This is a genomic window from Pseudomonas fluorescens, assembly GCF_041354075.1.
Classification (GTDB): Bacteria; Pseudomonadota; Gammaproteobacteria; order Pseudomonadales; family Pseudomonadaceae; genus Aquipseudomonas; species Aquipseudomonas fluorescens_CE.
Window position 1 is genome coordinate 60,620 of the sequence record NZ_JARZGC010000022.1, and the last position, 22,869, is coordinate 83,488.

22 protein-coding genes are annotated in these 22,869 nt (G+C 62.8%); 10 read left to right on the forward strand and 12 right to left on the reverse strand.

Annotated elements, in window-relative coordinates; translation table 11 throughout:
• Window positions 1-22: 22 nt before the first annotated feature.
• Both QIW53_RS22680 and QIW53_RS22685 read left to right on the forward strand, forming a co-directional pair.
• Window positions 23-565: a sigma-70 family RNA polymerase sigma factor gene (locus tag QIW53_RS22680; protein ID WP_371051813.1), complete on the forward strand. Its 543-nt coding sequence runs from the start codon at window positions 23-25 to the stop codon at window positions 563-565.
• 26 nt (window positions 566-591) lie between these two features.
• The gene (locus tag QIW53_RS22685) at window positions 592-1,521 is read left to right on the forward strand and encodes a FecR family protein (protein ID WP_371051843.1); all 930 of its coding nucleotides are present in this window, start codon (window positions 592-594) and stop codon (window positions 1,519-1,521) included.
• 127 nt (window positions 1,522-1,648) lie between these two features.
• On the opposite strand, the gene QIW53_RS22690 is transcribed toward QIW53_RS22685, so the two are convergent.
• From QIW53_RS22690 to QIW53_RS22705, 4 genes are all read right to left on the reverse strand, one after another.
• A complete protein-coding gene (locus QIW53_RS22690; RefSeq protein WP_371051814.1) occupies window positions 1,649-3,052 on the reverse strand; it encodes a heavy metal sensor histidine kinase in 1,404 nt (467 codons plus the stop codon).
• Window positions 3,049-3,720: a heavy metal response regulator transcription factor gene (locus QIW53_RS22695; protein ID WP_371051815.1), complete on the reverse strand. Its 672-nt coding sequence runs from the start codon at window positions 3,718-3,720 to the stop codon at window positions 3,049-3,051. Before QIW53_RS22695 ends, QIW53_RS22690 begins: the two co-directional genes overlap by 4 nt.
• Window positions 3,721-3,759: 39 nt before the next feature.
• A complete protein-coding gene (locus QIW53_RS22700) occupies window positions 3,760-4,017 on the reverse strand; it encodes a DUF2790 domain-containing protein (RefSeq protein WP_371051816.1) in 258 nt (85 codons plus the stop codon).
• A 122-nt stretch (window positions 4,018-4,139) separates the two neighbouring features.
• Window positions 4,140-4,910 carry an alpha/beta hydrolase gene (locus tag QIW53_RS22705; RefSeq protein ID WP_371051817.1) on the reverse strand — a complete coding sequence of 257 codons (771 nt, stop codon included), beginning with the start codon at window positions 4,908-4,910 and terminating at the stop codon, window positions 4,140-4,142.
• Between the two features lie 194 nt (window positions 4,911-5,104).
• Between QIW53_RS22705 and QIW53_RS22710 the strand changes: the two genes are divergently transcribed.
• On the forward strand, window positions 5,105-5,326 hold the full coding sequence (locus QIW53_RS22710) for a hypothetical protein (protein WP_371051818.1): 222 nt from the start codon (window positions 5,105-5,107) through the stop codon (window positions 5,324-5,326).
• Window positions 5,327-5,335: 9 nt separating this feature from the next.
• Here the strand turns inward: QIW53_RS22710 and chrA are convergent, their stop codons facing one another.
• Window positions 5,336-6,544, reverse strand: a complete 1,209-nt coding sequence (gene chrA / locus QIW53_RS22715) for a chromate efflux transporter (protein WP_371051819.1) — start codon at window positions 6,542-6,544, stop codon at window positions 5,336-5,338.
• 371 nt (window positions 6,545-6,915) lie between these two features.
• On the opposite strand from chrA, the gene QIW53_RS22720 reads away from it, so the two are divergent.
• Window positions 6,916-7,914, forward strand: coding sequence for a bile acid:sodium symporter family protein (locus QIW53_RS22720; protein WP_371051820.1), 999 nt, complete (start codon window positions 6,916-6,918; stop codon window positions 7,912-7,914).
• A 7-nt stretch (window positions 7,915-7,921) separates the two neighbouring features.
• Here QIW53_RS22720 and QIW53_RS22725 read toward each other — a convergent pair whose 3' ends face one another.
• Both QIW53_RS22725 and QIW53_RS22730 read right to left on the reverse strand, forming a co-directional pair.
• The gene (locus QIW53_RS22725) at window positions 7,922-9,487 is read right to left on the reverse strand and encodes an aldehyde dehydrogenase (NADP(+)) (protein ID WP_371051821.1); all 1,566 of its coding nucleotides are present in this window, start codon (window positions 9,485-9,487) and stop codon (window positions 7,922-7,924) included.
• A 4-nt stretch (window positions 9,488-9,491) separates the two neighbouring features.
• The gene (locus tag QIW53_RS22730) at window positions 9,492-10,121 is read right to left on the reverse strand and encodes an isochorismatase family cysteine hydrolase (RefSeq protein ID WP_371051822.1); all 630 of its coding nucleotides are present in this window, start codon (window positions 10,119-10,121) and stop codon (window positions 9,492-9,494) included.
• A 100-nt stretch (window positions 10,122-10,221) separates the two neighbouring features.
• Here QIW53_RS22730 and QIW53_RS22735 point away from each other — a divergent pair, with 100 nt between their 5' ends.
• Together QIW53_RS22735 and QIW53_RS22740 are read left to right on the forward strand one after the other, a co-directional pair.
• A complete protein-coding gene (locus tag QIW53_RS22735; RefSeq protein ID WP_371051823.1) occupies window positions 10,222-10,743 on the forward strand; it encodes a winged helix-turn-helix transcriptional regulator in 522 nt (173 codons plus the stop codon).
• 97 nt (window positions 10,744-10,840) lie between these two features.
• Window positions 10,841-11,401, forward strand: coding sequence for a nucleotidyltransferase family protein (locus QIW53_RS22740; RefSeq protein ID WP_371051824.1), 561 nt, complete (start codon window positions 10,841-10,843; stop codon window positions 11,399-11,401).
• Between the two features lie 48 nt (window positions 11,402-11,449).
• Here QIW53_RS22740 and QIW53_RS22745 read toward each other — a convergent pair whose 3' ends face one another.
• Window positions 11,450-11,881 (reverse strand): nuclear transport factor 2 family protein, encoded by a 432-nt coding sequence (locus tag QIW53_RS22745; protein ID WP_371051825.1) that lies wholly within the window; start codon window positions 11,879-11,881, stop codon window positions 11,450-11,452.
• A 158-nt stretch (window positions 11,882-12,039) separates the two neighbouring features.
• On the opposite strand from QIW53_RS22745, the gene QIW53_RS22750 reads away from it, so the two are divergent.
• Window positions 12,040-12,783 (forward strand): DUF72 domain-containing protein, encoded by a 744-nt coding sequence (locus QIW53_RS22750; protein WP_371051826.1) that lies wholly within the window; start codon window positions 12,040-12,042, stop codon window positions 12,781-12,783.
• Between the two features lie 10 nt (window positions 12,784-12,793).
• Here QIW53_RS22750 and ilvD read toward each other — a convergent pair whose 3' ends face one another.
• Complete coding sequence (gene ilvD / locus QIW53_RS22755) at window positions 12,794-14,476, reverse strand: dihydroxy-acid dehydratase (protein ID WP_371051827.1); 1,683 nt, start codon at window positions 14,474-14,476, stop codon at window positions 12,794-12,796.
• Between the two features lie 379 nt (window positions 14,477-14,855).
• On the opposite strand from ilvD, the gene mqo reads away from it, so the two are divergent.
• The 3 genes from mqo to QIW53_RS22770 all read left to right on the forward strand — a co-directional run bounded on the left by mqo (window position 14,856) and on the right by QIW53_RS22770 (window position 19,322).
• Entirely contained in the window at window positions 14,856-16,499 is a 1,644-nt protein-coding gene (gene mqo / locus QIW53_RS22760) for a malate dehydrogenase (quinone) (protein ID WP_371051828.1), read from the forward strand.
• Between the two features lie 499 nt (window positions 16,500-16,998).
• Window positions 16,999-18,153: a hypothetical protein gene (locus QIW53_RS22765; RefSeq protein WP_371051829.1), complete on the forward strand. Its 1,155-nt coding sequence runs from the start codon at window positions 16,999-17,001 to the stop codon at window positions 18,151-18,153.
• A gap of 50 nt (window positions 18,154-18,203) precedes the next feature.
• The gene (locus tag QIW53_RS22770) at window positions 18,204-19,322 is read left to right on the forward strand and encodes a glycosyltransferase 61 family protein (RefSeq protein ID WP_371051830.1); all 1,119 of its coding nucleotides are present in this window, start codon (window positions 18,204-18,206) and stop codon (window positions 19,320-19,322) included.
• A 52-nt stretch (window positions 19,323-19,374) separates the two neighbouring features.
• Here the strand turns inward: QIW53_RS22770 and QIW53_RS22775 are convergent, their stop codons facing one another.
• The 3 genes from QIW53_RS22775 to QIW53_RS22785 all read right to left on the reverse strand — a co-directional run bounded on the left by QIW53_RS22775 (window position 19,375) and on the right by QIW53_RS22785 (window position 22,857).
• On the reverse strand, window positions 19,375-20,766 hold the full coding sequence (locus QIW53_RS22775) for a DHA2 family efflux MFS transporter permease subunit (RefSeq protein WP_371051831.1): 1,392 nt from the start codon (window positions 20,764-20,766) through the stop codon (window positions 19,375-19,377).
• A gap of 316 nt (window positions 20,767-21,082) precedes the next feature.
• A complete protein-coding gene (locus tag QIW53_RS22780; RefSeq protein ID WP_371051832.1) occupies window positions 21,083-22,126 on the reverse strand; it encodes an LLM class flavin-dependent oxidoreductase in 1,044 nt (347 codons plus the stop codon).
• A 245-nt stretch (window positions 22,127-22,371) separates the two neighbouring features.
• The gene (locus QIW53_RS22785) at window positions 22,372-22,857 is read right to left on the reverse strand and encodes a flavin reductase family protein (RefSeq protein WP_371051833.1); all 486 of its coding nucleotides are present in this window, start codon (window positions 22,855-22,857) and stop codon (window positions 22,372-22,374) included.
• Between the last annotated feature and the right edge of the window lie 12 nt (window positions 22,858-22,869).

The following is a 22,869-nucleotide window of genomic DNA, read 5'->3' on the forward strand; positions in this document are numbered from 1 at the left end:
CTTATTTGAGAAATTTTTTCGTATGCACGATGTTTCCGTGGCTGATGACGATGTGGCTCTGCGTCAGCGCACCTTCACCGACCTCTACAGCGCTCACCATTCCTGGTTGCACAGTTGGCTACGGAAAAAACTCGGCTGCTCACAACGGGCGGCCGATCTGGCCCATGACGCGTTCATTCGCGTGCTCAGCCTGACTGAACCTCACACCATCAAGGAGCCTCGGGCGTTTCTGGCGACGACGGCGGGGCGCCTGTTGATCGATGGCGCGCGGCGTCGACGCATCGAGCAGGCCTACCTGGAAGCGCTGGCCGTCCAGGCGCAGGATGCCGGCATGCCGGACACCGAAGCGGTGCATGTGGCGCTGGAGGCCCTGGAGAAAATCGCCGTGATGCTTGCCGGGCTGCCGGCCAAAGCTCGGGAGGCATTTTTGCTCAGCCGCCTGGATGGCCTGACCTACAGCGAGATTGCCCTGCAATTGAATGTCTCGGCCAGCACGGTCAAGAACTACGTCGCGAGCGCGCTGGTGCACTGCTACACCACCCTGTACGGCGCGGACCAACCTTGAACGCTTTCGAACAACCCTCCGAGCGCATGATCCACGCGGCGGCCCACTGGTTGACCCTGCTGGACGACGAGGTGTCGACGCCGGCCGATCGCGAGGCGTTCGAGCGCTGGTGCGAAGCCGACCCGCGCCACGCGGTGGCGGTGGCGCGCATGCGTGGCTTGTTGGGGGATCTGCAGGCGCTTCCCGCCGCACCGACGCGCGTGGCCCTCAAGCAAGCCTTTGCCCGGCCACGGCCGACGATGGCGGGGCGCAGTGCCCAGGCCCTCGCGTTGGCGGGAGTGTTGATCTGCGGCTGGTTCGGGCTGGACAACCTGCCGATCTGGATGGCGGATCAGCGCACCGGCGTCGGTGAGCGACGCGAGGTGGTGCTGTCCGATGGCAGTCATCTGCAGCTCAACAGCCAGTCGGCGCTGGACGTGAAATTCGACGGGCAGCAGCGAGTCATCGAATTGCTCGCCGGGGAGTTGTGGGTCGAGGTGGCCAAGGACGCCCGGCGACCGTTTGTGGTGCGCACCGACCAGGGCACGGCGACGGCATTGGGCACGCGGTATCTGGTGAAGCGTGCGGACGATGGTTCGACGGTGGTCAGCGTGCTGGAATCGGTGGTCGCGGCCAAACCCGATTCAGGAGAGACGGTGAACGTTGTAGCGGGCGAACAAACCATCCTGCGGGAGGGTCGCGCGCAACCGCCGCGCCCGCTCGGCGACACCAGCCCGGACGCCTGGACCCGAGGCCTGCTCAAGGTCAACGATCGCCCCTTGAGCGAAGTGCTCGAGGCCCTGGCGAGCAATCGACACGGCCTGGTGCGCTTCGACGAACAGGCGCTGAAGGGCTTGCGCGTGTCCGGCGTGTTCCGCCTGGACGACACCGACGCCGCCCTGGCCACCCTGGCAGACAACCTGCCGATCAAGGTGGAGCACTTCACCGATTGGCTGGTGGTGGTGAAGCCGCGCTGATGACCAGCCCGGTGCCTGACACACCGCCATCGCGAGCAGGCTCGCTCCCACAGGTTTTGCGGCGTTTACAAGTGTTGTGAACACCCCAAATCACTGTGGGAGCGAGCCTGCTCGCGATGGCAGCCTTCTATTCACCTTGCCGTCGAGCCGGGAAAACCAGTTCGAAACGCGTGACCCCGTCGTGGCTGCTGGCGCTGCAGGTGCCGTTGTGCAACTGCATGATCGTCGCCACGATCGACAGGCCCAGGCCATTGGAGTTGGCCGAGCGTTCGCGGGATTCGTCGACGCGGTAGAAACGTTCGAACAGTCGGGGCAGGTGTTCGGCCGGGATGGTCGGGCCGTGATTGCGCACGCTCAGGCGAATGCCCTCGGCGCACGGCGCGGCGTCGATGACCAGCTCGGAGTGGGGCGCGCCGTATTTGATCGCGTTGGCGCAGAGGTTGGCCAGGGCCCGGCGCAGCAGCATGGGTTCGGCCCAGATCACGCTGCTGCCCCCGGCCCGGATGTGGATGCCGACATCGGCCGCCGGCCCTTCGAAATAGTCGGCCATGCGCTGCATTTCGTCGGCGGCGTCCAGCTCCTGGCGTTGTTTCAGGGCACTGGACGGGTCGGTGCGGGCCAGGAACAGCATGTTGTCGAGCATGCGCGCCAGGCGCTCGAGTTCTTCGACATTGGAGGCCAGCAGTTGCTGATAGGCTTCGATGCTGCGGTTCTGCTGCAGGGCCACCTGGGTTTCGCCGAGCAGGTTGTTGATCGGCGTGCGCAGTTCGTGCGCCATGTCGGTGGACACCTGGCCCAATTGCACAAAGCCTTTGCCGAGGCGATCCAGCATGGCATTGAATGCCTCGATCATCGGCAACAGCTCCCGGGGCGCGCCGTGGCTGTCGAGGCGCTCGCCGAGGTTGCCGACGCCGATGCCCTGGGCGTGCCGCGCCAGGCGTCGCACGGGCAGCAGACCACGGTGCACCAGCAGGTAACCGGACAGCGCCAGCAGAATCGCCGCGACGCTGGCGAACAGGTAGACGTTGAGCCGGTAGCTGGCGAGCACGGCGGTGCGCTCGGTCATCAGGCGTCCGGTGAGCACCTGCAGGCTGCCCATGTCGCCTGAATCGATGGTCGCCGCAACGGCCGCGAACGGTATGCCTTGCACACCGGGGTAGTGCTGGACATCAGCCAGGCTCAACGCATGATCCATCGACACCGGGGCCAGCGACGGCAGCGGCAGGTTGCCGGGGTTGACCACCAGCAAGGGCTTTTGCCCCGCCGACGTGATCGTCAGCAGGGCTTCGCGGTTGCCCAGCATGTTCTGGAACAGCGCCGGCTTGCTCTTGATCAGCTCCAGCGCGTTGCTGTCGTTGAGGAAGGTGCGCAACTGGTCGATGCGGGTGACCAGGGCGGCGTCGTCACGGCGGATCAGTTCGCGCTCCAGATCGCGGTACAGCGCCACGCCCAGCAGGGTCAGCGAGACGAACGCGAGCAAGGCGAACACCAGCGCCAGGCGCAGGGTCAGGGAGTGGCGCAGGCCGTTCATGGCTGGGTATCGAAGCGGTAGCCGATACCGCGCACGCTGTGGATCAGCTTGAGCTGGAACGGGTCGTCGATCTTCAGGCGCAAGCGGCGCACGGCGACATCGACGACGTTGGTGTCACTGTCGAAATTCATGTCCCAGACCCGTGAAGCAATCATCGAGCGCGACAGCACCTGGCCCTGATGTGTGGCGAACAGATGCAGCAGGGCAAACTCCTTGTTGGTCAGGGTGATGCGCACGCCGGCGCGGGTGATGCGTCGCTTGAGCACGTCGATCTGCAGGTCGTCCACCTGCAGTTGTTCTTCCTCACGGGTCGGGCCCCGGCGGGTCAGGGTGCGCAGCCGCGCCACCAGTTCGGCGAAGGAGAAGGGCTTGATCAGGTAATCGTCGGCGCCCAGTTCCAGGCCCTTGATGCGATCGGCGATGTCATCCCGGGCGGTGAGGAACAGCACCGGCGTATCGGCTTCCTTGCGCAGGCGGCGCAGGACTTCCCAGCCGTCCATTTTCGGCATCATCACGTCCAGCACGATGACGTCGAAGTCATGCTCCAGCGCCTGGTGCAACCCGTCGGCGCCATCGCGGGCGAGGGTGACGCCGTAGCCCAGTTCCTGCAGGCCATTGAGCAGGTAATTGCCCGCCTTGGGTTCGTCTTCCACTACAAGGATGTTCATGCCAGTGCGCCTCAGACCAGGGGTGCCAGTTTAGCCGGATCAATGGTCATTGGTGCAGCCCGAGCCGTTGACCTGGTAATCCAGCACGTGTTGCCGGCCCATGGAGTCCAGGTAGTCCAGTCGCGCCGGAACCACGCCGCATTGCTGCGAAATGTCTGTACTGGACAGGACCTTGGCGACATCCAGGTGGACGAAGAAGCCGGGCTTGTCGTGGATCACCGATGCGGTGTCCGGCGTGTCGGCAAATGCCGAGCCGGCAGCGAGCAGGGCGGCGAAACCGAAGATGAAGCTTTTCATGATGAGTCTCTCTCTACAGGTTGTGGTGGCTGCCGGTGGGTGACCTGACAGTGACTTCAGGTTAATCAGGCAATCCGGACAGCCGACCAACAGAACAATGACAAAGCTGTAATCCAGCGCGATCAGGGCTGGCGGCCCGAGGCTTCAAGGATCAGGTCGGCGATTTCCTTGGCATGGGACACCAGCGACAGGTGGCTCGAGGGCAGCTCGATGGTGCTGGCGTTCATGCGTTTGGCGAGGAAACGTTCCAGGTCCGGGTTGATGGTCTGGTCGAGGCTGGACACCGCGTACCACGACGGTTTGCTGTGCCAGGCGGCGGCGGTGGTGCGCTCGCCGAACAGGGTCTTGGCGATCGGTTGTTGCACAGCGAACAGTTGCATGGCCTTGGCGTGGGGCACGTCGCTGGCGAAGTATTTGAGGAAGGCATCCTGTTTGAGGCTGACGAAGCCGTCATGTTCTTCGGTGCCGGCGCGCACGGGCATGGTCGGGTAGCGGGCCGAGAGCGCGACGAAGTCCTCACCGGCGTCCGGGGCGCGAGCGGCGACGTACACCAGTGAGCTGACCTTCGGATCGACCCCGGCTTCACTGACCACGGTGCCGGCGTACGAGTGACCGACCAGCACGGTCGGGCCATCCTGTTGATCGAGGATGCGTTGGGTGGCGGCGACGTCAGCGGCGACCGATGTCAGCGGGTTCTGCACGGCGGTGACATGCAGTCCAGCGGCTTGCAGTCGCGTAATGACGTCCGCCCAGCTCGAGCCGTCAGCCCAGGAACCGTGCACCAGCACGACGTTGTTGGCCTTGACCGGCGCAATGTCCGCCGCCATGGCGGAACCGGTGCCCAGCAGCATCAGGCTGGCAGCGATCAGGCAGAGTTTTCTCAATGGTTTCATGGTATCGACCCTTGTCATCAGTGGGAGGTGTCACCCGATGTGGGTGAGCGACGGCGCCACTGTAGAAAACGAGGGTGCTGGCGATGCTGACAACTCGATGACAAGTTTGTAATGCGAGGCCTGCCGTATGTCGGGCGTCAGGAACGGTCATGGATGCGCAACTTCCAAATCAGCATAACGACGGGAGATCCATCATGACTTATGACCGACGACGTGAGGCTCTGGCCGCCTGGTATCACCTGCTTGCGCACCCGCAAATTCGCATGGATGTGGAAGAGCAATATGACGAGTTGCTCAAGGCCGCGGATGAGATGGAGCAGGCATCGCTGATCAGTGACTCGGAGTGGCGAAGCCTGGTGCGCAAGGCCGGCGAGGCGTTTGCCCATGCGACCGAAGGCGTGGGGGGCGGGACCTAGGAGCAACGATCAGATCGCGATGCTCAGCAGCCACCCTGACACGCCACCACCCATCACCACCAGCCAGGGCGGCAGTTTCCAGACCATCAACGCCACCAGGGCCAGCAGCGCCAGGCCGAAGTCTTGAGGCCGACCGATGGCACTGGTCCAGACCGGTTGATAGAGCGCGGCCAGCAACAGTCCGACCACCGCTGCATTGACCCCGATGAGTGCGGCTTGAATCCGGGGGCTGCGGCGCAGCGCTTCCCAGAAAGGCAGGGCACCCAGGATCAGCAGGAAAGACGGTGCGAAGATCGCCAGCAGCGCGATCAAACCGCCGCTGATGCCGGTGGGCGCCTGGTTCATGGCGGCGCCGAGAAACGCCGCGAACGTGAACAGCGGCCCCGGCATCGCCTGCGTGGCGCCGTAGCCGGCGAGAAAGGTCTGGCCGTCGACCCAGCCCGGCTGCACCACCTCGCCTTGCAGCAGTGGCAGCACGACGTGGCCGCCGCCGAATACCAGGGAACCGCTGCGGTAGAAGGCGTCGACCATCGCCAAGGTTTGATCCGCTATCAGTTCATGGGCCAGGGGCAGCCCCACCAGCAAGGCCAGAAACAGCGCGAGCCAGCCCGCGCCGGCCCGTCGACCGAGCGAGATGGGCAGTGGGTCGTGAGCGTCCGTCTGTGCCGGTTTGAACAGCAGCAGGCCCGCCAGACCCGCCGCTGCCATCACGCCGACCTGCGCCCAGGCGGAGGTTTGCAGCAGGACGACACAGGCCGCCAGCACCATGATCGTGATGCGCAAGGTGTCAGTGCACAGGTTGCGCGCCATGCCCCACACGGCTTGCGCCACCACCGCCACGGCCACCACCTTGAGACCGTGCAATGCGCCGAGGGGAAGCAGCGAACCGTAGTGGGTGAGGCCCAGGGCAAACAGGATCAGCAAGGCGGCAGAGGGCAGGGTGAACCCGGTCCAGGCCGCCAGTGCGCCCCCGTAACCTGCCCGCGACAGGCCCAGCGCGATGCCCACCTGACTGCTGGCCGGCCCCGGCAGGAACTGACACAACGCCACCAGATCGGCGTAGCTGCGCTCGCTCAGCCAGCCCCGGCGGCTGACAAACTCCGCACGAAAATACCCCAGATGCGCAACCGGCCCCCCGAAAGAGGTCAACCCCAGGCGCAGGAAGATAAGAAACACCGACCACGCGCTGGTGCGTATCTGTAGACGGGAATCGGTCATGCGGGTGGTGTCCTGAGGTCATTGGCGCGCGGAGGGTGAGGGCTATTCTATAAGCGGTGTCTGACACACTGCCATCGCTGGCAAGCCAGCTCCCACAGTGATTTGAGGTGTTCAAAAAATTCGCAAACGCCGCAGAACCTGTGGGAGCGGGCTTGCCCGCGAAGGGGCCAGCACAGCCATCATCCCTGGCGCCTGACCCACCGCCATCGCTGGCAAGCCAACTCCCACAGTGATTTAGGGTGTTCACAAGATTTGCAGACCCCGCAGAACCTGTGTCCCTTTGGCGATATCTACTGGCTTGTTAGCGTTAGCCGGCAATCAGCGGGCAGGTTAAAGTCGATGCCCTGTTCCTCGCGTTCCGGACGATACCCATGACTCGCCCCCGTTTTCTGCCCGACAACTTCACCCTGACCCTGATAGGCGTGGTCATTCTCGCCAGTCTGCTGCCCGCCAGTGGTCAGGTGGCGGTCGGGTTTGGCTGGCTGACCAACCTGGCCATTGCCCTGCTGTTTTTCCTGCATGGCGCCAAACTGTCCCGCGAGTCGATCATCGCCGGGGCCGGCCACTGGCGTCTGCATTTGCTGGTGTTCAGCCTGACGTTCATCCTGTTCCCACTGATCGGTCTCGCACTGAAACCCTTGCTCTCGCCGCTGATTGGCGACGACTTGTACCTGGGCATGCTCTACCTGTGCGCATTGCCGGCCACGGTGCAGTCGGCGATCGCCTTCACGTCCCTGGCGCGCGGCAACATTCCGGCCGCGATCTGCAGTGCGGCGGCGTCCAGCCTGTTCGGGATTTTCCTCACGCCGTTGCTGGTGACCTTGCTGCTCAACGTCCACGGTGATGGCGGCTCGACGCTGGATGCGATCGTGAAGATCAGCGTGCAATTGCTGCTGCCCTTCATCGGCGGCCAGATTGCCCGGCGCTGGATCGGTGCCTGGGTCGGGCGCAACAAGAACTGGCTTAAATTCGTCGACCAGGGTTCGATCCTGCTGGTGGTCTACGGCGCCTTCAGCGAAGCGGTGAACGAGGGCATCTGGCATCAGATCCCGCTCTGGGAGCTGGCGGGCCTGGTGGTCGCCTGCTGCATCGTGCTGGCGCTGGTCCTGCTGGCGTCCAGCGTGCTCGGCAAGGTCTTCGGGTTCAACCAGGAAGACCGCATCACCATCCTGTTCTGCGGTTCGAAGAAAAGCCTGGCGACCGGTGTGCCGATGGCCCAGGTGTTGTTCGCCGGCAGCACCATCGGCGTGCTGATCCTGCCGCTGATGCTGTTTCACCAGATTCAGTTGATGGTCTGCGCGGTCCTTGCGCAGCGTTATGCCAAACGTCCGGAAAGCGTTCCGGAGTTGATGGCTCACGTCGATCCCTGAGGCCGGTTTACTGGCCGTCCACCGAGCGCGGCAATTGCAGCGGGTTGAAGTCGCGCAGCGCCTCGGGCAGCAGCGCCTGGGGGAAGCCCTGATAGGCGACCGGGCGCAGGAAACGTTCGATCGAGGTCATGCCCACTGACGTGAAGCGGCTGTCGGACGTCGCCGGGAACGGTCCGCCGTGCACCGTGGCGTGGGTCACTTCCTGCGGGTGGGCAAAGGCGTTGACCACGATGCGCCCGGTGCGCCGCTCCAGCACCGGCAACAGACGCCGGGCCAGCGGCAGGTCCTGCTCTTCAAGGTGCAGGGTGGCGCTCAGTTGGCCTTCGAGTGAGCGCGCAACGGCCTGAAAGCGGGCTTCATCTTCGACGGTCACCAGCAGGGCCGAGGGCCCGAACACTTCCTGCGACAACAGCGGTTCGCTGAGAAAACGCTGGCCGCTGACCTCAAGCAGGGCCGACTGGCCATCGAAGGCAGCCGCGCTGGCCAAGCCTTCGGCAATGCGCCGTGCGCCGGCGGTTTCCAGGGCCGCCAGGCCGTTGCGGTAGGACGCATGAATCCCCGGCGTCAACATCGTCCGCGCCGGCGCTTCACTCACGCGTTTCACCATGGCTTCGCGCAACGCCTGCAGGCCGGCCCCTTCGATGGCGATCAACAGGGCAGGGCGCAGGCAGGCTTGCCCCACGTTGACCAGCATGCGCTCGATGAAACCATCGCCGATCTGCGCGCCGCGTTCGGCCAGGGCGGCGGGCAGGATGAACGTGGGGTTGATGCTGGTCATTTCGGTAAAGACCGGAATCGGATCAGGCCGCCGTTGCGCCCTGCGATACAGTGCCATGCCGCCCTGTTCCGAGCCGGTGAAGGTCACTGCCTTGATCAGCGGATGATCCACCAGCGCTTCACCGATGGCGTTGCCGCTACCGCGCACCATCGAGAACACGCCCTCGTGCAGACCGTGATCCTGCACCGCCTGTTGAATCGCTCGCGCCTGGATTTCCGAGGCGCCGGGGTGGGCGTTGTGCGCCTTGAGGATGACGGTGGCCCCTGCCGCCAGGGCTGACGCGGTGTCACCGCCGGCCACCGAATAGGAGATCGGAAAGTTGCTCGCGCCGAAAATGGCCACCGGGCCGAGGGCGATTTTCTGCAGGCGATGATCCATGCGCGGGCGTGGCTGGCGCTCGGGCTGAGCCGGGTCGATGGCCAGTTGCAGGAAGCGGCCCTTGCGCACCACCTCGGCGAACTGGCGGAACTGCGTGGCGGCGCGACCCACTTCCCCCTCGAGCTGCGCTTGCGGCAGCCCCGTTTCGAGCGCGGCCCGCTCGGCCAATGGACCGCGAACGGCCTCGAGGTTGTCGGCGATGCTCTCAAGAAACGCCGCGCGCTGGGTGAGCGAGGTGTGGCTGTAACTGTCGAATGCTTCGTCGGCGAGGACGGCGGCCTGATGCACCTGCGCTGCGCCGCCCAAGGCGAAATCGGTGTCGAGCCATTGCTGGGTGGCAGGGTTGAGCGCTTTCATCGTCCCTTCGCTGGCCGGGACATCGTTGGCACCGATCAACAGGTTTCCTGTCAGTTTCATCGCTTCACTCCTGCCCGGCGAGGGCGGTGACGAGTTCGTTGGTCGTCACGATCGAATGGGCGAAGGTCGGGCCGTTCAGCTCATGGGCGGCGTGCATCATTTCCGGGCGGAAGGCGGCGGTTGCATCACGCACCAGGGTGACGTGGTAACCCATTTCCGAGGCGTAACGGGCGGTCGCTTCGATGCAGGTATTGGCCAGCAGGCCGACGATGATCACGTGGGTGATGCCTTGCTGCTTTAGGCGAAAATCCAGGTCGGTGTTGGCGAAACCACTGGAGCCCCAGTGTTCCTGGACAACGATGTCGCCGTCCTTCGGCGCAAAATCGGGGTGCCATTCACCGCCCCATTCGCCCCGGGCGAAGTGGTGCATGTGCATGATCTTGCATTGGGTCGGCGTCGGGTGGTCCCAGTTTTCGTAGTCGCCATGTTCCCAGCGGTGGTGCGGTACGATGACCACCTGAATGCCCCGGGCACGCACGGCGCGGTCGAGGGCGCGCAGGTTGTCGAGCAGACCGACCTGCTCGGCGATCGGTTTGATCAGGGGGAAGACCTTGCCTTCTTCGGACAGGAAGTCGTTGTACGGATCGACCAGCAGGTAGGCGGTGCGATCGAGCGGATAAAGGGCGTTCGCCATGACGATGTTCTCCACGAAAAGATGAGTGACAGGTGCCCGGGGTTGCCCGTGCAGCTTGATGATATGATAATCATAGTAACTAGGAAGGAGGCAAGTATCCATGTCGACAAATACGTCGATAAACACCGCTGTTCCCGACACCCTGTGCCCGATCGCACGGGCCGAAGCCGTCGTGGGAGACCGCTGGACCGTGCTGGTGCTGCGGGAGTTGTTCATGGGCAGTCATCGCTACGACGAGATCCAGGCGCAGACCGGCGGCACCCCGCAGATGGTTGCCACTCGCCTGAAAAATCTCGAGGCCGACGGGATGATCGAACGCCGCCTCTACAACGAACGACCGCCACGCTACGAATATCACCTTAGCGAAAAAGGCCGGGCTTTCTACTCGGTGGTGCTGGCATTGCGCGCCTGGGGCGAAACCTGGTGCAAGTCACCGCAAGAGGGGTTGGCGGTGCTCTACACCCACAAGACCTGCGGCGAGCCCGCCGGCCTGGGGCCGGTTTGTGCCCACTGCGGTGAGCTGCTGCGCCGTGATGAGCTGATCAGCGAGCCAAGCGCGGCCTACAGCGCTGAACGGCAAGCTCGGCGCGAGGCGTTCAAGAGCGGTCGCAGCGCGCAGTAGCGCAGACCGGGTTTTTCATCGTGCAGCAAGGCTGGCGGCCGGCGATTTGAGGTATCGTTCGGCCCCAAGGATTTTCGCCAGCGCGCAGGGAGCCCGCATGCCTTTGACTGCCGAAACACTGATCGACATCGCCATGACCAACCCGGCCAATGCCGAGATTGTCCGACGCCTGCCGCAGCTCGGGTTGCGCCAGTGCATGCTGACCGCAGGCTGCCTGTTTCAGGCGGTGTGGAATCATCAGTCTGGCCGGCCTGCCGAGTGGGGCATCAAGGACTACGACGTTTTCTACTTCGATGAAGATCAATCCTGGGAGGCGGAAAACCGTGTAATCCTGGCCGCCAAGGCGCTTTTTCAGGACCTGGACGCCAACCTTGAATTCAAGAACCAGGCACGGGTTCACCGTTGGTACAAACAGCGATTCGGTCGCGACTACCCGAAGTTGCAGTCGGCGAAGGAGGGCATCGACCGCTATCTGGTGGCGGGCACTTGCATTGGCCTGGACGTGGCGAGCGGAGAACTGCATGCGACCTACGGCCTGAGCGACATCGAGCAGGGGTTGTTACGGATCAATCCGCTCAACCACCAACCGGACCTGTTTGTGCAGAAGGCCGAAAGCTACCGGGCGCGCTGGCCTTTTCTGCGCCTGGTCGAGGCCTGAATGCCAAAAGGGGACATCGCGCCAGGATGCCCCCCTTGAGTCATGGCATCAGAACTTGAACGCCTGACGCCCTACCAGCAGCCACTGGCCTTTCTGCTTCTGCCAGATCTGGAAGTTCTCGATCTCGGTCGGAATCACTTCGGTGCCCTTGAGCGCCTGCGCCGAGAAATGATTGCGCACCAGCGCGACGTCGCCGGACAGGTTGATGGTCTGGTTCTGCATTTCCAGGGTCTTGAAAGCACTGCGGCCGGTTTCGATGTCGGCGATGTATTCCTGCTTGTTCTGGATCTTGCCGCTGGAATGCCCGTAGGTCAGGTTCTCGGCGGTCAGCGCATTCAGTTCGGGGATGTTCTTTTTCAGCATGGCCTGGGTCAGCTTGTCGACCGCCTTGGCCACATCGGCCTCGCCCGCAGAAGGGGCGGCGGCGATGTAGCCGCTGAACAGGCAGAGAAAACCAACCAGCACTTTCACTCTTTTCATGGGTATTTCCTTGTTGTTGTAGGTGAGCGATCGATGAGCTGTGAGCACAATTCATCAGTCGTCGTACAACCTAGCATGCGCCACGGAAAAAACGAACTTGCGGGGTGCAGTTTTCTCGAAGGCAGGAACGGGATCACATTGTGAATGGGGGGAGGCGCATGAACGAGGCAAATCCACTCTATATCGGTTGCGCCGGCTGGAGCCTGCCGCGCCAGGAGTGGCCGCGGTTCGCGGCGCACGGAACGCACCTGCAGCGTTACGCCTCGCGCTTGAACGCCGTTGAAATCAACATCTCGTTCTACCGTCCTCATCGGCGACAAACCTATGAGCGTTGGGCGCAGTCGGTGCCGGCGGCTCTGCGATTTTCGGTGAAGATGCCCAAGACCATCACCCATGTTCAGCGCCTGCACGACTGCGAGCCGTTGCTGGACGCGTTTCTTTCCCAATGCACGGGGCTGGGCGATGCCCTGGGCTGTGTGCTGGTGCAACTGCCGCCGTCACTCCTCTTTGAAGAGGACAACGCGACGGCGTTTTTCCGGGCTCTGCGCGAGCGCTTTGCGGGGCACGTGGTGCTTGAACCACGGCATGCGAGCTGGCTGGGCGCGGAGGCGATGTTGATCGAGCATGAAGTCGGTCGGGTAGCGGCGGATCCCTCGCCGATTCCCGGTGGGGATACGCCGGGTGGATGGCCGGGCATTCGTTACTGGCGCTGGCATGGTTCGCCGCGCATTTATCACAGTGACTACGACCGAAGCCGGTTGCAGGCGCTGGCCGGGCAGGTCCAAGGCGCGGCGGGGGCGGGTGGGGCCTGTTGGTGCATTTTTGACAACACGGCCAGTGGCTTTGCCCTGGGCAATGCGTTGACCTTGGGTGAGTTGCTGGGATGTCGGTCGGGTTTATAGGGCCCATCGCCTAGAGATACTTGTCCGTCACCGCCCCCTCCGACGCGCTGGACACGGTCTTCGCGTACTTGGCCAGCACCCCGCGTTTGTACTTCGGTTCCGGCCGCACCCAGCGCGCCTTGCGTTCGGTCAGCACGGCGTCGGACACCGCCACCGTGATCTGCCGGGTTTGTGCGTCGATGGTGATCCGGTCGCCGTCTTCGATCAACGCGATCGGCCCGCCCTCGAAGGCTTCCGGGGTGATGTGGCCGACCACAAAACCATGGGAGCCGCCCGAGAAGCGCCCGTCGGTGATCAGCGCCACGTCCTTGCCCAGGCCCTTGCCCATCACCGCCGAGGTCGGCGACAGCATTTCGCGCATGCCGGGACCGCCCCTCGGCCCTTCGTAGCGAATCACGATCACCTCGCCGGCTTTCACTTCACCGTTGAGAATGCCGGCCAGGGCGCCTTCCTCGCCGTGATAGACCCGCGCCGTGCCTTCAAAGCGCAGGCCTTCCTTGCCGGTGATCTTGGCGACCGAGCCGCTGGGCGCGAGGTTGCCGTGCAGCACCACCAGGTGCGAATCCTTCTTGATCGGTTGGTCGAAGGGCAGGATCACGTCCTGGCCGTCAGGGTAGTCCGCCACGTCTTGCAGGTTCTGCGCGAGGGTCTTGCCCGTGACGGTCATGACATCGCCGTGGAGCATGCCGGCGGCGAGCATGCGTTTCATCAACGGCTGGATACCGCCGATGTCCACCAGTTCGCTCATCATGTAGCGGCCGCTGGGGCGCAGGTCGGCCACCACCGGCGAGACCTTGCCCAGCTCGACGAAGTCGTCCAGGCTCAGTTCGACATCCACCGCGTGGGCCATGGCCAGCAGATGCAGGACCGCATTGGTCGAGCCGGCAAGGGCGATCACCACGCGGATGGCGTTTTCGAAGGCCTGGCGGGTCATGATGTCCCGGGGCTTGAGGTCTAGCTTGAGCAGCTCCATGACCTGCTCCCCGGCGCGCCGACAGTCCGAGGCCTTGTCGCCGCCGACGGCGTCCTGGGAACTCGAGCCGGGCAGGCTCATGCCCAATGCCTCGATGGCCGAGGCCATGGTGTTGGCGGTGTACATGCCGCCGCACGAACCGGGGCCGGGGATCGCCACTTCCTCGATCTGCTTGACCTGGATTTCGTTGATGTCGCCGCGCGCGTTCCGGCCCACGGCTTCGAACACGGAAATGATGTCGGTGTGCCCTGCACCCGGGCGGATGGTGCCGCCGTAGACGAAGATGGAAGGGCGGTTCAGCCGCGCCATGCCGATCAGGCATCCCGGCATGTTCTTGTCGCAACCGCCCACGGTCACCAGCCCGTCGAAGCCTTCGCAACCGGCCACGGTTTCGATGGAGTCGGCGATCACCTCACGCGAGACCAGCGAATACTTCATGCCTTCGGTGCCGTTGGCGATGCCGTCGGAGATGGTGATGGTGTTGAAAATCACGCCCTTGGCCCCGGCCGCGTTCGCGCCTTTTTCCACTTCCAGAGCCAGCTTGTCGATGTGCATGTTGCACGGCGTGACCATCGCCCAGGTCGAGGCGATGCCGACCTGCGGCTTCTTGAAGTCCTCGTCGGTAAACCCCACCGCTCGCAGCATCGAACGGCCGGGTGCGCGCTCCACGCCATCGACCACTTGAGAGGAATATTTGCGCAAATCGTCTTTATCGCTCATCACGGCTCCTCGCCAGGGCACCTGGAAAAATCAGGATCAGTATAGTGGCCCGGGAAGGCGCGCCCGGACTATCGAGTCAGGAACAGACGCGCGGGTTTGCCGGGTCGTGGTATTCTTTACCCACTTGATTTGATCCATTGCGCTTTCCTGTCCCGGCGACAGGCGAGCGGAATCACTGTCGCTCAAGTAGCTGAAGCCAAAAAAGATAAAAAGTCAGTTCGGTAGGGACATATAACTGAGGTCGATGCCTGTAATCGGCCTTGTGTGCCCGCCCTGCAATTCCATGCGCGAGTACCGGGGACAGTCGGCCTGTCTGTCGTGATCGGGGACTCGCAAGCAGGAAGGCAGGGTGGATGACGTTTTATCATAGGTGCTACAGATGTTTAAGAAAGTGAACACGGCCCTGCTGGGTCTGGCTTTGTCGTTGGGGATGACGACTGCCCAGGCCGAGGAAGCCAAGAAGGTCGATGTGCTGCTGATCGGCGGCGGCATCATGAGCGCCACCCTCGGCGTCTGGCTGAACGAGCTGGAACCCGGCACCTCGATGGAAATGATCGAGCGCCTTGACGGCGTGGCCCTGGAAAGCTCCAACGGCTGGAACAACGCCGGCACCGGCCACTCTGCCCTGGCCGAGCTGAACTACACCCCGGAAGATGACAAAGGCAACGTCACGATCCCGAAAGCCGTTGAAATCAACGAAGCCTTTCAGGTGTCCCGTCAGTTCTGGGCCTGGCAGGTTCAGCAAGGTGTGCTGAAGAACCCGCGTTCGTTCATCAACACCACGCCGCACATGAGCTTCGTGTGGGGCGATGACAACATCAAGTTCCTGAAAAAACGCTACGAAGCGCTCAAAGCCAGCCCGCTGTTCGCCGGCATGCAGTACTCCGAAGACCCGGCTGTGATCAAGCAGTGGGTCCCGCTGATGATGGAAGGGCGTGACCCGAACCAGAAAATCGCGGCCACCTGGAGCCCGCTGGGTACCGACATGAACTTCGGCGAGATCACCCGCCAGTTCGTTGCGCACCTGCAGACCACGCCGAAATTCGACCTGAAGCTGTCCAGCGAAGTGCAGGACATCACGCGCAACGAAGACGGCACCTGGCGCGTCAGCTACAAGAACCTGAAAGACGGCAGCAAATTCGCCACCGACGCCAAGTTCGTGTTCATCGGCGCTGGCGGCGGTGCCTTGCACCTGCTGCAGAAGTCCGGCATCCCGGAAGCGCGTGAATACGCAGGCTTCCCGGTGGGCGGTTCGTTCCTGGTCACCGAAAACCCGGCCATCGCCGAGCAACACCTGGCCAAGGCCTACGGCAAGGCTTCAGTGGGGGCACCGCCGATGTCGGTTCCGCACCTGGACACCCGCGTCCTGGACGGCAAGCGCGTGATCCTGTTTGGCCCATTCGCGACCTTCAGCACCAAGTTCCTCAAGGAAGGTTCGTACCTGGACCTGCTGACGACCACTACCACCCACAACGTGTGGCCAATGACCAAGGTCGGCATCAAGGAATACCCGCTGGTGGAATACCTCGCCGGTCAGTTGATGCTGTCGGATGAAGACCGCCTCAACGCCCTGAAGGAATACTTCCCGAACGCCAAGGCTGAAGACTGGCGTCTGTGGCAGGCCGGTCAGCGCGTGCAGATCATCAAGCGTGACGAAGCCGCCGGTGGCGTGCTGAAACTGGGCACCGAGATCGTCGCTTCGGCTGACGGCTCGATCGCCGGCCTGCTGGGCGCCTCGCCAGGCGCTTCGACCGCTGCACCGATCATGCTCTCGGTGATCCAGAAGGTGTTCAAGGACAAGGTCGCGACCCCTGAGTGGCAGGCCAAGCTGCACCAGATCGTGCCGAGCTACGGCACCCAGCTGAACAGTGATCCGGCCAAAGTGGCCGAGGAGTGGGCCTACACCGCCAAGGTCCTGCAATTGCCGACTCCACCGGTGATTGGTCAGGCGGCGGCACCGGCTGCGCCGACGACGCCGGCTGAAGCACCAAAGCCTGAGGCTGCACGGGACATGGCTCTGTAATAAAGAGCCTTGTTCGAAAAGCCCACTGAACCGGTACCGGTCAGTGGGCTTTTTTGTGAGTGGCGTTTGAGTCGTCAATTTACCGTCAGTCAAGTCTATGGAGCCGGATTTCCGTCAAATATGTTTCAAGATGTAAAAACAGACCCCGTTCAAAATCCCTTCCGTATCAAGGCTTAAGCGTGTCGTGTGGCGCCAGGTCTGGACGCAGTGCGCGGACTGAGTGGGCTTGGCAAGTGTTATAAAACTCATATTAATCAATGTATTGAGCATTAGTGGCGGCCCGTTTTGGACGGTCTGGCAGAGGCTGTTTGTTCCGATATCCAGCCAGCATCGTTCTGGAAAGCCGCTTGCAAAGTCCGGGGTTTTTTTCTTAACTGTTACTTAATGTAAAAAAATAGTTTTATGAAAAAACTCGTTAAATCAAGGTTTTAGTGCGGCTGTTGGTGCCGCCGGATGTTTCTTTGACCTTTTCTCGGCATTGTTCAAGGGAGATGACGCAATGAAGGAAAAATTGGCGGCACTGGCCAGAAAATGGGTTTCGCCTTCGATGCGCTATGAGCTTCGAAGCCTGGCGCACCGGCTGCACGGTTTGCTGGAGCAAGCCTGCCTCTGGCGTTGGGAGATTGCCCGATTCCGGCTGCAGCATGAAAGTCCGTACGAAGTCCTCTATGTCGGGCGCAAGAATCGCCGGGACATGGCCAAGCTGCTGATCGGCGGCAAATCACTGATCGACAGCGGTGTGCAAGTTGATCCAGCCCAGCCCGCCGCCTCGCAGCACGTGGTGGTGATCAGTGAAATGCCGACCAGCGGCGCGTTGAACGTGCCGGTCTACCTGAGTGCCGTCGTGCCATTGGGGCGATCACTGGAGGACATCACCGCTCGGTACGACAGCGAATTGCGCCGCAGCATTCGCAAGAACCGTCCGCTCTATCAGATGCGCCAGGCACTGCTGGATGAAGACATCGAACGGGCGGACCGGGACATGCTGCGCCCCTATGCCGTGGCCCGTCAGGGCAGCCATGCGGCTCAGTTCGACACCCGGGAAGTCTTCAGGATCGCCAGGACGACCGGTCGGCTGGACCTCATCGAGCTCAACGGCGAGGTGGTGGCCTGCCACCTGGGTTGCGTCATCACCCGCAACGGCAAGCGTTACTGGAGCACCTTGCGCTTCGGTTACACCGAGGCGGTGTTTTCCGATGCGAAGAAGCTGCGTGAAGTCAATTCGATGACCACCTACATGGCCCTCGAATGGGCCATCGCCCATGGCTTCGATTACTACGACATCGGCCTGTGCGTCGCCCGGCCCGATGACGGGTTGCTGAAGTGGAAAAGACGACGCGGTGGCGACGTGGATTCGCTGGGTAACGATTCCTACCTGTTCGTGCGCCTGCCGAAGACCGGCGCAGCCCGCTTCCTGTGGGAAACGCCGTTGTTCGCCTTCGAGGGCAAGGCATTGACCCTGCACTTGGGTTTGCCCGATGGCCAAAGCGGCGAGGAGGCGGCTGCCCGTTACCACGAGATGGTTTTCGGTGGAGTGGACAGGATTTACCTGCATTGCGCAGAAAAATCCGGCGAACAGTTCCTCGAAACCTTGCGCAGCCGCTACGCTGGTTTGCAGGCCACACCAATTTTACAAATGGTTACATCTACCTGAGGTTCGGCCGAAACCGTTCAGTGGCGTTAGCACCTTGCGGGAGGACTTTCATGGAAAGCGATGTTTCGCAGCTGGGCGCCTCGCGCGCCGGCCGCCGAAAAAAGTGGACGCTGGCGGCTTATCGGCACCTGGCGAGGAAGAAGCTTGCGCACCAGGCAGAAATCAACCTGAAGAACCTGGCGGTAAAAAGCTGGGACATCGCCCCGAGCGAGGTCACCCATTCGCCACCGGCATTCTTCCTGCCCGGCCAGATGGAGCGCGTGACAGGCTGGGAGGCCAAGCGTTTTTATCCCTACGAGCATCCATCGCGCACCATGGAAGGGCTGGGTGATGTCGTGCAGGGGCCGACACGCGGTTACCTGCTCAAGGATGTCTGGCTGATCGATGGCGTGCTCTACAAGGGCAAGGCCAGTCTGTGGCTGTCGCTCAAGCCCGCGCGATTTCCACACATTGTCGTTGAGCGCGAAATTCAGCGTGCGGCAGTGTATTGCACACAAAACGGCAACACCTGGTTCGGCACCTGGTTGATGGAAGACTGCCCGACCTACGCCCTGGCGCGCGAAGAGGGTTTGCCGGTGACCACCGCACCGTCCGCACGGTTCCCGCTGTTCACCCAGGCGCCCGCGTACGAAGATTGGTTGGACATGCGCCCGACGCGCCTGCACACGGCGTTTTTCCGCGAACTGGTGCTGTTCGACGATCAGAGCCAGAACAGCAGCCGCCATCGGCGCTACCAGGCCATGGGTGAAAAGCTCTTGTCCCACGTGGACCCTGCGCCACACCCCGGCGTGTTCATCCTGCGGGGCGGCGCTGGCGATCTGCGCTTGTTGCGCAACGAGCTGGACGTCGCGGAACACCTGCACAAGACCCGCGGCTTTCGCATTCTCGATCCCTTGAAAAGCGACGTCCCGACCATCGTAGCCGCCTGCGCCGGCGCGCAGACGGTGATCGGCGTCGAAGGCAGCCAGCTGGTGCATGGGGTGAATGTGCTGAAGCCGGGCGGCTCGGTGCTGACGTTGCAGCCCCCGAACCGCTTTGTCAGTTACTACAAGTACCTGACGGATCGGGATCGGCAGAACTTCGGGTTTGTGGTCGGCAGGCCCGAGGGCGATGGCTTCACCATTGAAATCGACGAGGTGGACCGGACACTGGATCTGTTTCCTTCGTAAGGCACAGCGGCCTGCCGGGGATGGATCATCCCGGCAAGCCGGCTGCGGCCCCTCAGGCCCGTTTCAACACGCTGTCCCCCGCATCCTCAGGCAACCTGAGCACATCCACCAAGGCCAGCAGCCCCAACACGGCAACCCCGAGAAACGCCAGCCGAAAGTCCACGACCTGCGCCTGCAGTTCATGGCCTTGCAGCGACATCGAGGCGCGCAGCAACAATGCGGCGATCGCGACGCCCATGCCCATGGCCAATTGGAAAAACAGGCTGAACAGCGCCGATGATTCGCTCATGCGTGACTTGGGGACGTCGGCGAAGCCGATGGAGTTGTAACAGGTGAATTGCATGGACCGCGACAAACCGCCAATGAACAGCACGACCGCGATCAAGGCCAACGGCGTGTGTGCGGTGAACAGCGCGCAGGCCGCGATGGACAGGACGCCAATGACGCCGTTGACCAGCAGCACCTTGCGAAAGCCGTAGCGTTGCATGATCGCCGTGGTGAACGGCTTCATGGCCAGGTTGCCGGCAAAGACCGCGAGCACCAGCAGGCCGGCATCCACCGGGGACAGGCCGAAGCCGACCTGAAACAACAGTGGCAGCAGGAACGGCAGGGCGCTGATGGCCAGGCGAAACAGCGAGCCGCCGACAATGCAGACGCGGAACGTGTTGAGGGCCAGCGTACCGAGGGGCAGCAACGGGTGGCTGTGGTGTCGGCTGTGCTGCACGGCCCACACGGCCAACATCGCCCCAGCCAGCACTGTCGCGCTCCCATACGACAGGGCGTTGCCGTGCTGGCTGCCAAGCCATTCCAGCCCGCCCAGCAGCAAAACGCACGCGCCGGCCAGCAGCACAAACCCCTTGCTGTCGAAGGGACGAACGCTGGCTTCATGACCCGCGGGCACCAGCTTGAGCGCGGCCAGCAACGCCAGGGCGCCGAGCGGCACATTGACGTAGAAGATCCACGGCCATGCAGCGTGCGTGACGATCAGGCCACCCACCACGGGGCCGAGAATGGGCGCGACCAGGCCGGGCCAGGTAATCACCGCGATCATGTTCACCAGGTCTTTCTTGTCGGTGTTGCGCAAGACCGCGAGGCGTCCGACCGGCACCATGAGTGCTCCGCCAATGCCTTGCAGCACGCGGGCGAACACGAACATCTCGAGATTCTGGCTCAACCCGCAGAGCAGTGATGCCAGGGTGAACAGGATGATTGCGCCGGCGAACACCCGACGAGCGCCATACCGATCGGCGATCCAGCTCGACAAGGGGATGAAAATGGCCACTGCAAGGATGTAGGCGGTGATGCCAATGTTCATGTCGACCGGGGTGACACCAAACGCGCCGGCCATGGTCGGCAGCGCGGTGGCGATGACCGTCGCGTCGAGGTTTTCCATGAAGAACGTCACGGCCACCACCCACGCAATCAGGCGGGTTTGCACACGCATGCCGGGCTCGGCCGGGGTGTTTGAATCCGGTATGGCGCGTGACTTCACCGTTTAATCCTTTCCCGAAGGCTGGAACAGAAAACCTGGCGATGAGTTTTACCATCCAGCGCCGGTTCGCAGAAGAGCCGTCACCCGTCATCCACAAGGTTGATCGTTCAGAGGATCGATTGGCCAGAAGCCGTTCTGCTTGGCGCAAACGCTGGCGGGCAGGCGCCGGAGGGCAGGGCGGGTGATGGGAGGCGGCTAGGGGGCGTGGCAGATAGCGCCACACATCGATCCACCCCCCGGGCTTCGCGTCCGGGGGCCGGTCGTGAACTCAGCGGAAGGCCGGAACCACGTGTTTGATGAACAGCTCCAGGGACTTTTTCTTTTCCGCGTGGGGCAGGCTGTTGTCGCACCAGAAGCTGAACTCGTCGACCCCCAGTTCCTGGTAGTACTTGATGCGCGGAATGATTTCGTCCGGGGTGCCGATCATGGCGGTCTTGTGCAGGCTGTCCAGTTCGAACTCCGGACGGCCGGCGAATTTCTCTTCCGGGCTCGGGGCGAGGAAGCCGTTGACCGGCGTTTGCTTGTTGCCGAACCAGGCATCGAAGGTGCGGTAGAACTTCGAAATCGCCTTGGCGCCCACCTTCCAGCCTTCGGGATCGTTGGCTTCATGGACGTGGGTGTGACGCAGCACCATCAGTTGCGGGCGCGGCACGCCGGGGTTGTTGTCCAGCGCAGCCTGGAACTTGTTCTTGAGGTCCAGCACTTCCTCGTCGCCTTTCATCAGCGGCGTGACCATCACGTTGCAACCGTTGGCCACGGCGAAGTTGTGCGAATCCGGGTCGCGGGCGGCGATCCACATCGGCGGGTTCGGCTGCTGGATCGGTTTCGGCACGCTGGTGGAGGTCGGGAATTTCCAGATGTCGCCGTCATGGGCGTAGTCGCCTTGCCACAGGGCACGCACCACCGGAACCATCTCGCGCAGGGCCTGGCCACCGCTCGAGGCGGGCATGCCGCCGGCCATGCGGTCGAACTCGACCTGGTAGGCACCACGGGCCAGACCGACTTCCATGCGCCCGTTGCTGATGACGTCGAGCAGCGCGCACTCGCCGGCGACCCGCAGCGGATGCCAGAACGGCGCGATGATGGTGCCGGCGCCCAGGTGAATGGTGGTGGTCTTGGCGGCCAGGTAGGCCAGCAGCGGCATCGGGCTTGGCGAGATGGTGTATTCCATGGCGTGGTGTTCGCCGATCCACACGGTGCTGAAGCCCCCGGCCTCGGCCATCAGGGTCAGTTCGGTCAGGTCCTCGAACAACTGGCGGTGGCTGACGCTTTCGTCCCAACGTTCCATGTGGATGAACAGGGAAAATTTCATGACGCTACCTCGAATCTCTTGTGGTCGACCCGTCGACTGCGGGGCTGTTGATTATTGGTATACCATAATACCAAGTGACTGCAAATTGTTTAGATGCTGCCCGCTCTATCTTTAACTGTAGGAGCGAGCATGCTCGCGATGGAGGCCCAGGCGACGCGGGCGAATCAGGTAGCCAACATTATCGTTGACGACCATCGTCGGAACGCCGCCCGGAGCATGCTCGCTCCTACAGGGGATGGGGGGAGTCAAGCAAGAACGGGCAGGGCGCCCATCTTGCCTTGGCAGTACACCAGCGGGCTGGCGCTGTGCGTCGGCACGATCAGGTTCTTCACTGCGCCGACCATGATGGCGTGGTCGCCTCCTTCGTATTCGCGCCACAACTCGCACTCGATCACCGCCGTCGCGTTGGCCAGGATCGGGTTGCCCAGTTCGCTCAACGTCCATTCGATGCCCTGTGCCTTGTCCTTGCCCTTGCGCGCGAAGGCATAGGCCTCGCTTTGCTGACCACCGGACAACACATGAATGGCGAAACGTTTGTTCCGGATCAGCACCGGATAGGAGTCGGAACTGTAGTTGGGGCAGAACAGCACCAGGGCCGGGTCCATGGACAGCGAACTGAAGGCGCTGGCGGTGAGGCCGACGATTTGCCCGTCGTCATCAAGGGTGGTGATCACGGTGACCCCGGACGGAAACGAACCCATTACTTGTTTGTAGATGGCGGCATCGATCATGGGACGGTCCTC

Coding starts and splice junctions, on each gene's coding strand:
- QIW53_RS22680 (WP_371051813.1), top strand. CDS start 23: ATGCACGATGTTTCCGTGGCTGATGACGATGTGGCTCTGCGTCAGCGC.
- QIW53_RS22685 (WP_371051843.1), top strand. CDS start 592: ATGATCCACGCGGCGGCCCACTGGTTGACCCTGCTGGACGACGAGGTG.
- QIW53_RS22690 (WP_371051814.1), bottom strand. CDS start 3,052: ATGAACGGCCTGCGCCACTCCCTGACCCTGCGCCTGGCGCTGGTGTTC.
- QIW53_RS22695 (WP_371051815.1), bottom strand. CDS start 3,720: ATGAACATCCTTGTAGTGGAAGACGAACCCAAGGCGGGCAATTACCTG.
- QIW53_RS22700 (WP_371051816.1), bottom strand. CDS start 4,017: ATGAAAAGCTTCATCTTCGGTTTCGCCGCCCTGCTCGCTGCCGGCTCG.
- QIW53_RS22705 (WP_371051817.1), bottom strand. CDS start 4,910: ATGAAACCATTGAGAAAACTCTGCCTGATCGCTGCCAGCCTGATGCTG.
- QIW53_RS22710 (WP_371051818.1), top strand. CDS start 5,105: ATGACTTATGACCGACGACGTGAGGCTCTGGCCGCCTGGTATCACCTG.
- chrA (WP_371051819.1), bottom strand. CDS start 6,544: ATGACCGATTCCCGTCTACAGATACGCACCAGCGCGTGGTCGGTGTTT.
- QIW53_RS22720 (WP_371051820.1), top strand. CDS start 6,916: ATGACTCGCCCCCGTTTTCTGCCCGACAACTTCACCCTGACCCTGATA.
- QIW53_RS22725 (WP_371051821.1), bottom strand. CDS start 9,487: ATGAAACTGACAGGAAACCTGTTGATCGGTGCCAACGATGTCCCGGCC.
- QIW53_RS22730 (WP_371051822.1), bottom strand. CDS start 10,121: ATGGCGAACGCCCTTTATCCGCTCGATCGCACCGCCTACCTGCTGGTC.
- QIW53_RS22735 (WP_371051823.1), top strand. CDS start 10,222: ATGTCGACAAATACGTCGATAAACACCGCTGTTCCCGACACCCTGTGC.
- QIW53_RS22740 (WP_371051824.1), top strand. CDS start 10,841: ATGCCTTTGACTGCCGAAACACTGATCGACATCGCCATGACCAACCCG.
- QIW53_RS22745 (WP_371051825.1), bottom strand. CDS start 11,881: ATGAAAAGAGTGAAAGTGCTGGTTGGTTTTCTCTGCCTGTTCAGCGGC.
- QIW53_RS22750 (WP_371051826.1), top strand. CDS start 12,040: ATGAACGAGGCAAATCCACTCTATATCGGTTGCGCCGGCTGGAGCCTG.
- ilvD (WP_371051827.1), bottom strand. CDS start 14,476: ATGAGCGATAAAGACGATTTGCGCAAATATTCCTCTCAAGTGGTCGAT.
- mqo (WP_371051828.1), top strand. CDS start 14,856: ATGTTTAAGAAAGTGAACACGGCCCTGCTGGGTCTGGCTTTGTCGTTG.
- QIW53_RS22765 (WP_371051829.1), top strand. CDS start 16,999: ATGAAGGAAAAATTGGCGGCACTGGCCAGAAAATGGGTTTCGCCTTCG.
- QIW53_RS22770 (WP_371051830.1), top strand. CDS start 18,204: ATGGAAAGCGATGTTTCGCAGCTGGGCGCCTCGCGCGCCGGCCGCCGA.
- QIW53_RS22775 (WP_371051831.1), bottom strand. CDS start 20,766: ATGCGTGTGCAAACCCGCCTGATTGCGTGGGTGGTGGCCGTGACGTTC.
- QIW53_RS22780 (WP_371051832.1), bottom strand. CDS start 22,126: ATGAAATTTTCCCTGTTCATCCACATGGAACGTTGGGACGAAAGCGTC.
- QIW53_RS22785 (WP_371051833.1), bottom strand. CDS start 22,857: ATGATCGATGCCGCCATCTACAAACAAGTAATGGGTTCGTTTCCGTCC.